Origin of the sequence: Amycolatopsis australiensis (assembly GCF_900119165.1) — a bacterium.
Lineage (GTDB): Bacteria > Actinomycetota > Actinomycetes > Mycobacteriales > Pseudonocardiaceae > Amycolatopsis > Amycolatopsis australiensis.
In genome coordinates, this window is record NZ_FPJG01000006.1 from 3,432,535 (window position 1) to 3,444,473 (window position 11,939).

The 11,939-nt window shown below is 70.5% G+C and carries 14 protein-coding genes; 10 read left to right on the forward strand and 4 right to left on the reverse strand.

Annotated elements, in window-relative coordinates:
- The first annotated feature begins 2 nt into the window (after nucleotides 1-2).
- The 9 genes from BT341_RS17670 (at nucleotide 3) to BT341_RS17710 (ending at nucleotide 7,381) form a co-directional block, all read left to right on the forward strand.
- Nucleotides 3-251 carry an acetyl-CoA carboxylase gene (locus BT341_RS17670; RefSeq protein WP_072477349.1) on the forward strand — a complete coding sequence of 83 codons (249 nt, stop codon included), beginning with the start codon at nucleotides 3-5 and terminating at the stop codon, nucleotides 249-251.
- Nucleotides 248-1,609, forward strand: a complete 1,362-nt coding sequence (locus BT341_RS17675; protein WP_072477350.1) for an acetyl-CoA carboxylase biotin carboxylase subunit — start codon at nucleotides 248-250, stop codon at nucleotides 1,607-1,609. The genes BT341_RS17670 and BT341_RS17675 overlap by 4 nt, the downstream gene beginning before the upstream one ends.
- Nucleotides 1,606-2,499 (forward strand): 5-oxoprolinase subunit B family protein, encoded by an 894-nt coding sequence (locus BT341_RS17680; RefSeq protein ID WP_072477351.1) that lies wholly within the window; start codon nucleotides 1,606-1,608, stop codon nucleotides 2,497-2,499. Before BT341_RS17675 ends, BT341_RS17680 begins: the two co-directional genes overlap by 4 nt.
- Entirely contained in the window at nucleotides 2,489-3,454 is a 966-nt protein-coding gene (locus BT341_RS17685; protein ID WP_072477352.1) for a 5-oxoprolinase subunit C family protein, read from the forward strand. The genes BT341_RS17680 and BT341_RS17685 overlap by 11 nt, the downstream gene beginning before the upstream one ends.
- Nucleotides 3,455-3,466: 12 nt before the next feature.
- On the forward strand, nucleotides 3,467-3,652 hold the full coding sequence (locus tag BT341_RS17690) for a tautomerase family protein (RefSeq protein ID WP_072477353.1): 186 nt from the start codon (nucleotides 3,467-3,469) through the stop codon (nucleotides 3,650-3,652).
- Nucleotides 3,653-3,675: 23 nt separating this feature from the next.
- Nucleotides 3,676-4,683, forward strand: a complete 1,008-nt coding sequence (gene bioB, locus BT341_RS17695) for a biotin synthase BioB (RefSeq protein ID WP_072477354.1) — start codon at nucleotides 3,676-3,678, stop codon at nucleotides 4,681-4,683.
- Nucleotides 4,684-4,703: 20 nt separating this feature from the next.
- Nucleotides 4,704-5,894 (forward strand): 8-amino-7-oxononanoate synthase, encoded by a 1,191-nt coding sequence (locus BT341_RS17700; protein ID WP_084742899.1) that lies wholly within the window; start codon nucleotides 4,704-4,706, stop codon nucleotides 5,892-5,894.
- Nucleotides 5,867-6,289 (forward strand): SRPBCC family protein, encoded by a 423-nt coding sequence (locus BT341_RS17705; protein WP_072477355.1) that lies wholly within the window; start codon nucleotides 5,867-5,869, stop codon nucleotides 6,287-6,289. Before BT341_RS17700 ends, BT341_RS17705 begins: the two co-directional genes overlap by 28 nt.
- Nucleotides 6,290-7,015: 726 nt before the next feature.
- Nucleotides 7,016-7,381 (forward strand): hypothetical protein, encoded by a 366-nt coding sequence (locus BT341_RS17710; RefSeq protein ID WP_143168582.1) that lies wholly within the window; start codon nucleotides 7,016-7,018, stop codon nucleotides 7,379-7,381.
- A gap of 566 nt (nucleotides 7,382-7,947) precedes the next feature.
- Here the strand turns inward: BT341_RS17710 and BT341_RS17715 are convergent.
- The 3 genes from BT341_RS17715 to BT341_RS17725 all read right to left on the reverse strand — a co-directional run bounded on the left by BT341_RS17715 (nucleotide 7,948) and on the right by BT341_RS17725 (nucleotide 10,226).
- Nucleotides 7,948-8,409, reverse strand: a complete 462-nt coding sequence (locus tag BT341_RS17715; protein ID WP_072477357.1) for a VOC family protein — start codon at nucleotides 8,407-8,409, stop codon at nucleotides 7,948-7,950.
- Nucleotides 8,410-8,692: 283 nt separating this feature from the next.
- The gene (locus BT341_RS17720) at nucleotides 8,693-9,280 is read right to left on the reverse strand and encodes a suppressor of fused domain protein (protein WP_072477358.1); all 588 of its coding nucleotides are present in this window, start codon (nucleotides 9,278-9,280) and stop codon (nucleotides 8,693-8,695) included.
- 460 nt (nucleotides 9,281-9,740) lie between these two features.
- A complete protein-coding gene (locus BT341_RS17725) occupies nucleotides 9,741-10,226 on the reverse strand; it encodes a hypothetical protein (RefSeq protein WP_072477359.1) in 486 nt (161 codons plus the stop codon).
- A 591-nt stretch (nucleotides 10,227-10,817) separates the two neighbouring features.
- Between BT341_RS17725 and BT341_RS17730 the strand changes: the two genes are divergently transcribed.
- Nucleotides 10,818-11,069, forward strand: a complete 252-nt coding sequence (locus BT341_RS17730; RefSeq protein ID WP_072477360.1) for a hypothetical protein — start codon at nucleotides 10,818-10,820, stop codon at nucleotides 11,067-11,069.
- A 259-nt stretch (nucleotides 11,070-11,328) separates the two neighbouring features.
- On the opposite strand, the gene BT341_RS47310 is transcribed toward BT341_RS17730, so the two are convergent.
- A complete protein-coding gene (locus BT341_RS47310; protein WP_281255987.1) occupies nucleotides 11,329-11,460 on the reverse strand; it encodes a hypothetical protein in 132 nt (43 codons plus the stop codon).
- Nucleotides 11,461-11,939 lie beyond the last annotated feature (479 nt).

The following is an 11,939-nucleotide window of genomic DNA, read 5'->3' on the forward strand; positions in this document are numbered from 1 at the left end:
TGATGACCCGTCACGAGGTGGTGTCGCCCATCCCGGGAGTCTTCTACCGCAGGCCCGAACCCGACAGCCCGGAGTACGTGACCGCCGGCCAGCAGGTCGCGGCCGGCGACACCGTCGGCCTGGTGGAAGTCATGAAATCCTTCCATCCGGTCGAAGCCGACGTGGCGGGCACGGTCGTCGAGTACGCCGTCGAAGCGGACGACCTCGTCGACGCCGGGCAGGCCGTGGTCATCCTCGAGGTCGGGTCATGAAGCGGCTGCTGATCGCCAACCGGGGCGAGATCGCGGTCCGGATCATCCGCGCGGCGAAGGACCTCGGCATCGAGACGGTCGCCGTGGCGAGCGATGCGGACACCACGGCCCGGCACGCCGTCCTCGCCGACGCCGTGGTGCACATCGGGCCCGCGCCGGCGACGAAGAGCTACCTCGTGCCGGAGCTGATCGTCGACGCGGCGAAGCAGTCCGGTGCGGACGCCGTCCACCCGGGCTACGGCTTCCTGTCCGAGCGGGCCGCGTTCGCCGCCGCGGTCGCCGGCGCCGGGCTGACGTTCGTCGGGCCGGACGCCGGGGTCATCGAGCAGATGGGCGACAAGGTCCGGGCGCGCCAGGTCGCGATGGCCGCGGGCGTGCCCACCGTCCCCGGCACGACCGATGGCGTCGACGACGTGGCCGCGGCGGTCGCCGCCGCCCGCGAGATCGGGTATCCCGTCATGCTCAAGGCCGCCGCGGGCGGCGGGGGCCGGGGTATCCGGGTCGTCGGCGACGAACCCGAGCTGCGCAAGGCCTTCCCGCAGGCTTCCGGGGAAGCGGCCAAAGCCTTCGGTGACGGCCGGATGTACCTGGAGCGGTTCGTCCGCCACGCCCGGCACGTCGAGGTGCAGGTGCTCGGGGACGGAGCGGACGCCATCCACGTCTTCGAGCGCGAGTGCTCGCTGCAGCGACGCCGGCAGAAGGTCGTCGAGGAGGCGCCTTCGCCGGGGATCGACGAGCGCATCCGCGCGGAGATGACCAGCGCGGCCGTCCGGTTGTGCAAGCAGGTCGGCTACCGCAGCGCCGGCACGTGCGAGTTCCTGGTGGACGACGAGACCGGAGAGTTCTTCTTCATCGAGATGAACACCCGCATCCAGGTCGAGCACCCCGTCTCCGAGTGGATCAGCGGGATCGACCTCGTCGCCTGGCAGCTGCGGATCGCGGCGGGCGAGCCGCTGGGCTTGCGGCAGGAGGACGTCCAGCCGCGCGGCCACGCCATCGAGTTCCGCGTGTGCGCCGAGGACCCGGACCGGAACTTCCTGCCGGGCCCCGGCAAGATCGGGCACGTCGAGCTGCCCGGTGGTCCCTGGGTGCGCACGGACACGTGGCTCACGCCCGGCAGCCAGGTCCCGCCGTACTACGACTCGCTCGTCGCGAAGGTCGTGGTGTGGGGCGACGACCGGGCCACGGCGCTGGCCCGGTCCCGGCGGGCGCTGGGCGAGCTCGTCATCGACGGCGTGCCCACCACCACGCGGTTGCTCCTCGAGCTGCTCGACCAGCCGTGGTTCGCCGAAGGCCGGTTCGACACCGGGACCCTCGAGGTGTGGCTGGCCGGGCGAGCGGCGGGAGGGAAGGCATGACCGGACAGGACACCGCCGCCCGTTACAGCTGGGGCGGTGACGAGCACATCTTCGTCGAGCTCGCCGAATCGATGAGCCTGCAGGCGAACTTCCGCGCGATGGCCATCACGACACTGCTCAAGCAGGAGCGGCCGGACGGAATACTGGAGATCTGCCCCGCGAACGCGTCGTACCAGGTTCGCTACGACCCGGACGTGCTCGAGCCGCGGACGCTGCTCGCTCAGCTGCAGGACATCGAGAAGCGGGTCGGCGACGCCTCGGACTTCCAGCTGTCCACCCGCGTCGTGGAGATCCCGGTCCTTTACCAGGACCCGTGGACCACCGAGACGCTGATGCGCTTCCGCGACCGCCACCAGGACCCGGACGCGACCGACATCGAGTACGCGGCCCGCATCAACGGCCTGTCCGGCGTGGACGAGTTCATCGAGACGCACTCGTCGTCACCCTGGTTCACCTCGATGGTGGGCTTCGTGGCCGGGCTGCCGTTCATGTTCCAGATGGTGCCCCGGGAACGGCAGCTGGTCGTGCCCAAGTACCTGCGCCCCCGCACCGACACCCCGAAACAGACAGTCGGGCACGGCGGGTGCTTCGGGTGCATCTACTCCGTGCGCGGCGCCGGCGGTTACCAGATGTTCGGCGTCACCCCCGCGCCGATCTACGACCCCTCGCAGGAACTGCCGGACTTCGGCGACTTCATGGTCTTCTGCCGCCCGGGCGACATCGTCAAGTTCGCCCCGATCACCCGGGAGCAGTACGACGACCACGTCAAGGAAGTCGAGGCAGGCACGTTCCGCATCCGGACCAGGGAAGTCGACTTCGGGCTGAAGTCCTACCTCGACGACTCCGACGCGTTCAACGCTCGTCTGCTGGAGGTGCTCCGTGCCGATTGAGGTGCGCAAGCCGGGTCTCGCGACCACGGTCCAGGACGCCGGCCGAAGCGGCTACTACGACGTCGGCATCCCGCCGTCGGGTGCGCTCGACCAGTTCTCCTTCCGGGTCGCCAATCGCCTGGTGGGCAACGACGCGGGCGCGGGCGTGCTGGAATGCGTCTACCTGGGTCCGGATCTCGTGTTCACCGAGGACGCCGTGATCGCCGTCGCGGGCGCCGACATGCAGCCGAAGGTCAACGGCGACCCGCGGCCGCTGTGGGAGTCGTTCGAGGTCGAGGCGGGTGACGTGCTGACGTTCGGCTTCTGCAAGAACGGGGCTCGGGCCTACATCGCGGTCGGCGGCGGCTTCGACGTTCCGGTCGTGCTGGGCAGCCGCGCGACCTACGCCCTGGGCGGGCTCGGTGGCGTCGGCGGCCGTCCGCTCGCGGCGGGCGACGTGCTCCAGGTCGGTCCCGGCCACGGCTCCGCGGGCCGTTCGCTCCCGGAGGATCTGCGGCCGACGCTGTCCAAAGAGGTCGAGGTCCGCGTGGTCATGGGCCTGTACGACCACGTCCTGACGTCCGGCGGCCGAGCGGATTTCCTGGCCACCACCTGGACGCTGACGCCGGTCGCGGACCGCGTCGGCTTCCGCTACAAGGGCGCGGAACTCGCGACCGTCGACCGCGAGCCGCCCTTCGGCGCCGGGCAGGACCCGTCGAACATCGTCGACGCGCCGTACCCGATCGGCTCCATCCAGGTCCCCGGCGGGGTCGAGCCGATCATCCTGCACCGCGACGCGGTGTCCGGCGGCGGTTACCTGATGATCGCCACGGTGATCAGCGGCGACCTGGACGTCGTCGCCCAGTCCGCGCCGAACACGCGCACCAGGTTCGTCGCGGTCGGCCTCGACGAAGCACTCGCGGCCCGGCGCGACTACCGCAACCGCGGCCACCGCGTCGCCGAACTCCTGTCCTAGAAGGGAATTCCCGTGCCCCACATCCGCATCGACTGGTTCCCCGGCCGCACCACCCAGCAGAAGCGGGAACTCGCCGAAGTCCTGACCCGCGAGATCTGCCGGATCGGCAAGTGCGCGCCCGAATCGGTCGGGATCGTCTTCGCCGACGTCGACACCGAGAACTGGGCTCGCGCCGGCAAGCTCTTCGCCGACGACTGAGCCGGCGCCCCCATGGAGAAACGATGACGGCTATGCGCGAAGATGTGCTCGCCGCGGCGCGGGCCCAGGTGCTCGAGAGCGGCGAGGGCCTCGGCGAGCAGCAGGTCCTGGACGTGCTCCGCCTGCCCGATTCCGAGCTGGACGCCCTGCTCGAACTCGCCCACGAAGTCCGGATGCGCTGGTGCGGACCGGAAGTCGAGGTCGAGGGCATCATCTCGCTGAAGACCGGCGGCTGTCCCGAGGACTGTCACTTCTGTTCGCAGTCCGGGTTGTTCGAGTCGCCGGTGCGCTCTGCTTGGCTGGACATCCCGATGCTGGTGGAGGCGGCCAAGCAGACGGCGAAGACCGGGGCGACCGAGTTCTGCATCGTCGCGGCGGTGCGCGGGCCCAACGAGCGGCTCATGGCCCAGGTCGCGGCGGGGATCAGGGCGATCAAGGACGAGGTGGACATCAACGTCGCCTGCTCCCTGGGGATGCTGACCGGGGAGCAGGCGGTGCGGCTCGCCGAAATGGGCGTGCACCGGTACAACCACAACCTCGAGACCGCCCGGTCGTACTTCCCCCACGTGGTCACCACGCACACCTGGGAGGAACGCTGGGACACCCTCGGCTACGTCCGCGAAGCGGGCATGGAGGTGTGCTGCGGCGGAATCGTCGGGATGGGGGAGACGCTGGAACAGCGCGCCGAATTCGCGGCGCAGCTCGCCCTGCTCGACCCGCACGAGGTGCCGCTGAACTTCCTCAACCCGCGTCCGGGCACCCCGTTCGGCCACCTGGAGCTGATGCCGGGCGCCGACGCGCTGCGGACCGTCGCCGCCTACCGGCTGGCCATGCCCCGCACGGTGCTGCGGTTCGCCGGCGGCCGCGAGCTCACGCTCGGCGACCTCGGCGCCCGCCGGGGCCTGCTGGGCGGGATCAACGCCGTGATCGTCGGCAACTACCTCACGACCCTGGGGCGCCCGGCCGAGACCGACATCGATCTGCTCGGAGAGCTCAAGATGCCGCTCAAGGCCCTCAACGAAACGCTCTGACCCCCTGAACGGAGGACGTCGTGGTCACCCACGCCCTCGACTGGCTCGACGCCGTGGCGCAGGAGCGCGAAGCGGCCGGCCTGCGTCGTGTCCTGACACCGCGATCGGCGCACGGCGAGTTGCTGGACCTGGCGAGCAACGACTACCTGGGCCTGGCCACGGATCCGCGGGTCGTGTCGGCCGGTGTCGAGGCACTGCGGACCTGGGGAGCGGGCGCGACGGGGTCGCGCCTGGTCACCGGCACCACCGAGCTGCACGCCGAGCTGGAGGCGGCGCTGGCGTCGTTCGCCGGCACGGAGTCGGCCCTGGTGTTCTCGTCCGGGTACGCGGCGAACCTCGCGGTCGTCACGGCGTTGTGCCCGGCAGGCTCGCTGGTGGTCTCCGACTCGGCCAACCACGCGTCGCTGATCGACGCGTGCCGCCTGGCTCGCGGCCGGGTGCAGGTCGTGCCGCACAACGACCTCGCGGCCTTCGAGACGGCGCTGGCACAGCGCACCGAGCGACGAGCCGTCGTCGTCACCGAGAGCGTCGATTCGATCGATGGGGACGGCGCACCGCTGGCACGCCTCCACGAGATATGCCGGCGTCAAGGTGCCGTCTTGGTCGTCGACGAGGCGCACGGGTTCGGGATCGTCGGCCCGGGTGGGCGAGGGGCACTGGCCGAAGCGGGCCTCGCCGGGCAGGACGACGTGATCGTCACCGTCACGCTCTCCAAGGCGCTGGGCAGCCAGGGCGGCGCCGTGCTCGGCCCGCGCCGGGTGATCGGCCACCTGATCGGCTCGGCCCGGACGATGATCTTCGACACCGGCCTGGCTCCGGCGGCCGCCGGAGCCGCGCTGGCCGCGCTGCGGGTCCTGGAGCAGGAGCCGGCGCTCGGGCGTGCGGCGATCCGGGTCGCCGGCGCGCTCGCCGCCGCGGCGGGCGTGCGGGCCCCGCACTCGGCCATCGTGCCGGTGCTCATCGGCGATCCGGGGGAAGCCGTCGCAGCGGCCCGGCGGTGTGCGGTGCTCGGGCTGCGGGTCGGTTGCTTCCGGCCGCCGTCGGTGCCGGAAGGCACCAGCCGCCTGCGGCTGACCGCGCGGGCGAACCTGTCGCGCAACCACCTCCTGCACGCCTGCGACGTGCTGCGCGTGGTGCTCGGCCGGACAGACAACCACGCCATCGACAGCAGGGACGAGGACTCATGGCGACTCTCCGTTCGCACACCGTGATAGACGCCGACGCGGACGTCGTGTGGCGCGTGCTCAGCGACGGGGCGAACGTCGCGGACTGGTTCCCGGCAATGGCGGAGTCGACGGGCGACGCCGAAGGCCGCACGGTCACGTTGCGCGACGGCTCCAAGCTGGAAGAGGCGGTGGTGACGAAAGATGCGTATCTGAGGCGGTTCCAGTACCGCGTCGTGGGCGGCGACCTGGCGGTCGAGCACCACCTCGGCACGGTGGACGTCATCGACCTGGGCAACGGTTCGTGCCTGGTGGTCTACGGAACCGAAATCGAGCCGGAGTCCACCGCCGCGGCTTTCGACGGAGCGATCGGGGAAGCCGTCGCGAACCTCCCGGCGTTCTTCGCCCGGCGGCACGGCATCGGCGCTGCACCGACCGCATGACCGAGCTGTGGAGGTGCACGATTCACCACTTCCGAGACTCGATGCTCGACGACGCGTGTGCTCCCCGCGGATACTCGTCGGCACGACGTCGGTCAGAGCCTGACCGGGCTGCAGGACTCGGTGCCGGGCATGACCGGCAACCTCGCGACGCTGCTGAACCCTGCACGGCTCCCGGTCGATCCGCGGGCTGCCGTCCGTCCACCTGCGCGAATACCTGGAGGTTCAACACCGTCCTCGAGGCCGGAGATCGTCGACGGTCGCTCGGGTACCGGCGTGCAGGTCTGTTCACCCCGGAGATCAACAGCACCGGCCCAGCCGGTACCGGCGATGGACCACCGACAACGCCGCGACCCAGCAGTACGACGGCTACCCACCCGAGCGCCCGACGCTCGCAATGAGGGTTGAGGTGGTGAAATACAAACAACTCTCCGACGGAGAGGCCGGTTCTCGACCGGAGTCAGGCGGCCGCTCCGCTCGGCAGTGGAGGCGTACACACATCCGACCTATTCGCGCCCGACGGTGCGGGCGGGCCCAGAATCGGCGGCTGGAGCCGGACCAGTGGGCCGCGGTCGTCCGATACTGGCCGGTGCGAAACCCCACCGCGAGAACGACGCGATCACCCGGCGTACGCCTTCGTCGTCGACTCGGCTCGGTCCCGGCCGCAGTTCCCGCAGGAACCACGTGCACTTGGCTCGTCTTCAGCTGGGCATGATCCGACGGCTCCGCATGGGGACCGCCCTGTTCATGCGGGTTGCCGCTGTCATCGGCGAGCGCGCCGCGATCCGGCTCCTCGACGCCCACATCGGCAGTGCATTCGAGCTCGAACGAACCACCGTCACCAACTCCACCGGCCCCGCTCTGCACGCCGACCGCCTCCGTATTGAAAGTAGCCTGTCCATGCGGCATGCTGCACCCGCCCGCTGCAGTCGCTGTCGCTGTGCTCGCCGGGGGTGCGGTAACCAGTCCGCGGGCCCGCAGCCGTCCGCGGTGTCGCTGCACCAGGCGCAGATCACCGTCACCGGCGGGCCGGGCACGACGTACCAGGTGATCAAGAACCGAGCGGCCGGCGCGCCCATCGTCGTGTCCGCCTGACCTCGCGCCGGTGCCTGCTCGTCCGGTGTGCGGCTGCGCGAGATCGCCGCTCGATCGCGGCGAGCGTGACCTCGGTGGTCGGTGACCGGGCCGAGGTGTCCGGCGTCCGGCAGGGAAGTGCGTATCCCGCTGACCCCGGCACCGCTGGGCTACCCGATGCCCGCCACCGCGACCAGTGGCCGCGGTGCTGAGCGAGCCGCGCGTGGCCGATGCCGAAGACACGTCGTCGCTTCTGTTCAGGCGCCGGCCGAGGCCGTCCCTCGTCATGGTGGTCGCGGTGCTCACGGCTCGAGGTCCTGGGTCACCGCGGACGGGACGCGGCCGAGGTTGCGCTCGTCGGCAGGCTCGCCGCGGCCCGATCCGTATCTCCTCGGCGGGCCCGAGCTCAGCCACGCATGCAGCAGCCGAGTGGAGTGGGGCCACGCGCTGGTCCGCGGCGCCCGGTTCGCACTCACCGCAGAGTTCCCGGTCCCACGCGATGAGTGCCGGCTCGCGTCCGGCGTGGAGCGGCCGCCGCCCCTCGAGTGAGCGGGCGACGGCGGCCCGGCCCGTCACACGCTTTGCGGTCAGTCCAGGCAGAACTCGTTGCCTTCGGGATCGGCCATCACGATGAACCCGGCGCTGAGCGGAGGCTCGGGCTCGAAGCGGCGCACCCGGGTGGCACCGAGTGCGATCAGCCGTTCGCACTCCGCTTCGAGCGCCGCCATCCGCTCGTCGCCCTGCAGGCCCGGTGCACTCCTGACGTCGAGATGGACGCGGTTTTTCGCGATCTTCTCCTCGGGCACCTGCTGGAAGAACAGACGGGGACCCCGACCATCGGGGTCTTCGACGGCGGAGCTGCTGTTGCGCTGGTCTTCCGGCACGCCGGCCCGCTCGAGGAACTCGTCCCAGGCGGCGAACGGATCGGCGCCCTCGGGCAGTTCGACACCGGGCGGTGCCGGGTGGACGTAATCCAGCACCTCACGCCAGAACGCGGAAAGCGCTCGCGGGTCGTGGGCGTCGAACGTGACCTGGACGTGTCGGCTCATCGAGGATTCTCCGTTGGTCGTCGGGGTTGGCGGTGCCCACCTTGCCATCGGAAGCGGACAGGAGCGGTCCTTGATTCCGTTGCGAACCGAACAAGTCGATCCAGCGCCGCATCCTCGGGCGGATGGTGGGAAGCCCGACGGAGCGGCCGCCAGCGTGCCGGCGAGCTTTGTTGGGTGCCGAGACTGTTCTGGGCAGACCCGCACTGAGGCTCCCTTCGCGCAACTCCGACAACGACCGGCTGCGCGCCGCCCCGCAGGTGACGCCGTGCGTGTCTGGCCGGTGTCAAACGGCCGATGCCCGGTAGAGGTCGAGGATGTCGGTCTCGCGGGACTCCCAGACGTCGTAGAGCGCTGTGGGGTCGTCGCCGTGTTCGCGCACAAACCGGAACTCGCTGAGGGTGCAGGGGAGCAGGGTGATGAAGCGTAGCGCGGGTTCGTTTCGATCGTCGTGGTATAGGTCGAACTCGTCGCCGGCGAACGGGTGTGGGGCGGCGAGCAGGAACGCGATGCCGGTGCCGGGAATCAGGGGCTCGGCGTTGACGTAGCCGCTGCCGTAGGCGTAGCCGCGTTGGCGTTCGATCGCTTGGGTGGCGATGACGTGCGCGAGGTATGCGGCTTCGTCCTCGTGCTCGGGCACGGCGGATACGACGAACTCTTGCGGCAACGAGGCGTCGATGTGTTGGAACCGCACCCCGGTGGTCACCGCGGAGACCATCCGCTGCTGCGGGTGCGTGTGGAAGCCGAGGGCGAATCCCCGGTTGCGCCCGTCTGGGCCCTGGGGGCTCTGTGCGTGAGTCACCGGCCCAAGATGGCGTTCGACGTGGGAGCGCAGCCCTTCGTACCGCGTCGGGTCAGCGTGTGGAAAGCTCATCGCCTGATCCTAGGGAAGACGACATTCTGGCGCGGCGAAGCGAGCAGGCGACGTCACTGGATGTCCACTGAACCGGCCACCGCATGCCGCTGCGGCCCGGGCGAGCACACGACCGAGCCGGGGGCCGGTGTCGGGCTCGATGTAAGGCCGCGCTTGTCGATCGGGCACAGCGACAGTTCGACCTGGCCGTGTGCTTTCTCCGATCTCGCCGGACCACCGGTGTACGACGGCGGCCCGTGCCCGCCTTCAGCAGGCGGGGCAGGCGGCCGGGGAGGCCGGCCAAGCCTTGGTGCAGGCGAGCTGGCGAGCCGGGTCAGGCTGATGCCCCGCTCGACCGACGTCGTACGTGTCGACCGAGCGGCTCCAGCTCGCGCCGCCCCCCTTGTCGTGCCAGCCGATGTCCTCGTGGCCTGTCGGAACGGCTCGGCGCCGTCGCGGGCGCGGGTCCGTGCCGAGCGGTTCAGTGGATCTGCAGGATGCGGACGCAGGGCTGATGGTCCTGCCACGGCTGGAGGCGGACGTAGCCGGTCACGGCGCGCTGGTGGGTGACGCCCGCGATGTCGACTTCGATCACCGGATCGCGGAATCGCGTCTCTCCGTGCGTGGGAATCGCGAGCTGGGTCGGTGCTTCCACGGCCAGCAGGGTGCCACCGAGTAGCGACTCGGAGCCAGGACATGCCATGGCTTTCGCGCCGTCCGGGCCGTCGATGGCGTCAGCGTTGAGGCGTTTCAAGAACTCCTCGGTCACCGCTCTCGCGGCCTGCAGCTGGCTCGGGCTGTTGCGGGAATACGACGATGTCGCCGGCGACGGTTCGGCCGAGGCGCTGCCCGCCGAGCGTGGTGAGGAGCCGGCCGACGGAGCGCGGTCGTGGTGCAGGAGGAACCCTGGGGTCACGAACCCGGTCAGCAGGCCGAAGACGAGCACTCCGACGAGCGCCAGGTTCACCCACAGTCCGGTGCGGCGCCGCCTCGGTGGTACCGGGCCGCCGCCGGGATACGGTGCATAGCCGAAGCTCGGGTTCGGTGGGCCAGACCAGCCAGCCGGCGGCCCGGACGGCGGCCTGACGGCGCCTCGATACGGGCGTTGCGGCGGTGGTGTGTGGTGTGGATTCGACATGACCGGCGTCTTCCCCCTGCTTGGCTGACTTCGAGGATACGGCGATCTCGCAGCGCGCCGCTGCACTGTTGAGCATGGTGTGTCGGGCCGAATCGGCCGCGGTGCGGGAACCGCGTCGGGCGACTGATCAGTACAGCTACGCGCAACTGTCGATGTTGCTCGGCTGGTCTCCGTTCCGAGCCCCTGATGGAGGATGTGGGATCGGGTGCTTTCGCCGGCGCAGAAGCCACTGATGACGACGCGGCGGAGGGGCGATGGCCTCGACCGCGGACGCGGTGTGTCGCCGACTTGGACTCCACCGGTGTTTTGTTGCCGCAGCGTCCGCTGTCGCGCTCGCAGCCGTGGCTGGCCGCCAGCGGAGCGGGCACGCGCGGCGGAGGCTGGGATCCGTGGAAGTTCGATAGTTGCCGGGCCGGACGCATGCGCACTGAGGACCTGTGCCAGGCCTGCGGAACGCCACGGACGGACACCGTCTACGTGCTGGCCCGGATCGGTCAGGTGAGAACGATGGTGGAGATGTACGGCGGTGCCGTGTGCTCGCTGCGGTGCGTGCGGCTGACCGCCGCCGTGTGCCCGCACTACACCGCCGCCGGCTCACCGATCGCCATCTACGCCGTGCCAAGGCACGATCGTGTCGACCTGGTCGGCTGCGACCCGAGGGCGAGCACGTAGCTTCTCGGGTCCTCCGTCGTCGCCTCCCCCTGCTGGCCTGATGCAGTTCTACTCCGCGGCGGTCCTCCGTGCGATCACGATTACGGGCGCCACTGAGAGGGCCGCCAGCACCGACTGCCCGATGAATCGCCATCGCGCCCTGGCCGATCGCGGTGTCGAGGCCGGCCCAGCAGTACGTCAGCAGGGTGCCCGCCGCGGGCACGAGCGACGGTGGGTGCAACGCCCGGATGACCGCCGCGGCCATCGCGGGTCTGCGCGGTCAGCCGATGAAGGTGCTGATCCGCGCGTCGAGGCGGCGACGGATCCGCCGCTCGACGTCACCGCCGACGGCCGGCACGCGAACAGCGGCGAATTTTCGAATCAGGCCGGCTACGCCGTTGGCTGCGGCCACCGGAGCCACGCGAGGGCCCGACCGCCATGGACAGGTCCAGGGCCTCGATCCGGTCGAAGACCAAGGTGACGGCGCCTTTCGGCGGGCTGGACCTGCCCGCGATGAGCGGCGTGGTGCTGGCGCGGAGGACGACCCGGTTGCGGTGCCACACTGATGACCTGGATCAAGCAGCGACGCGCCGTCCTGACGTCGCAAGGTCGCGAGGTAGGCGGCTTGAGACTGTGCGCGGCCAGCGATCGAACGGCTGCGAGGGCCTCCGGCAGTGCGGCCGGCGATTTCGGGCGGTCGCCGCTACGGCGGCGGTGGCGAGCAGAGCCAGAGAGCTCGTCTTCTGCGTCGCCGGTTACCTGGCCGGGTGAGCCCGGAAGCGTGGCGGGCTTGGCAGAGGCGTCCCCGGTCCACATTGCACCTGCCAGGCTGATGGCGATGGAGCCAGGTGACCAGGCGCTTCGAGGCCTCATGTGCAGGAAATCGCCGCT

Excerpts from the sequence above, each read along its gene's own strand:
- BT341_RS17670 (WP_072477349.1), top strand. The coding sequence starts at position 3 with ATGACCCGTCACGAGGTGGTGTCGCCCATCCCGGGAGTCTTCTACCGC.
- BT341_RS17675 (WP_072477350.1), top strand. The coding sequence starts at position 248 with ATGAAGCGGCTGCTGATCGCCAACCGGGGCGAGATCGCGGTCCGGATC.
- BT341_RS17680 (WP_072477351.1), top strand. The coding sequence starts at position 1,606 with ATGACCGGACAGGACACCGCCGCCCGTTACAGCTGGGGCGGTGACGAG.
- bioB (WP_072477354.1), top strand. The coding sequence starts at position 3,676 with ATGACGGCTATGCGCGAAGATGTGCTCGCCGCGGCGCGGGCCCAGGTG.
- BT341_RS17705 (WP_072477355.1), top strand. The coding sequence starts at position 5,867 with ATGGCGACTCTCCGTTCGCACACCGTGATAGACGCCGACGCGGACGTC.
- BT341_RS17710 (WP_143168582.1), top strand. The coding sequence starts at position 7,016 with ATGGGGACCGCCCTGTTCATGCGGGTTGCCGCTGTCATCGGCGAGCGC.
- BT341_RS17715 (WP_072477357.1), bottom strand. The coding sequence starts at position 8,409 with ATGAGCCGACACGTCCAGGTCACGTTCGACGCCCACGACCCGCGAGCG.
- BT341_RS17720 (WP_072477358.1), bottom strand. The coding sequence starts at position 9,280 with ATGAGCTTTCCACACGCTGACCCGACGCGGTACGAAGGGCTGCGCTCC.
- BT341_RS17730 (WP_072477360.1), top strand. The coding sequence starts at position 10,818 with ATGCGCACTGAGGACCTGTGCCAGGCCTGCGGAACGCCACGGACGGAC.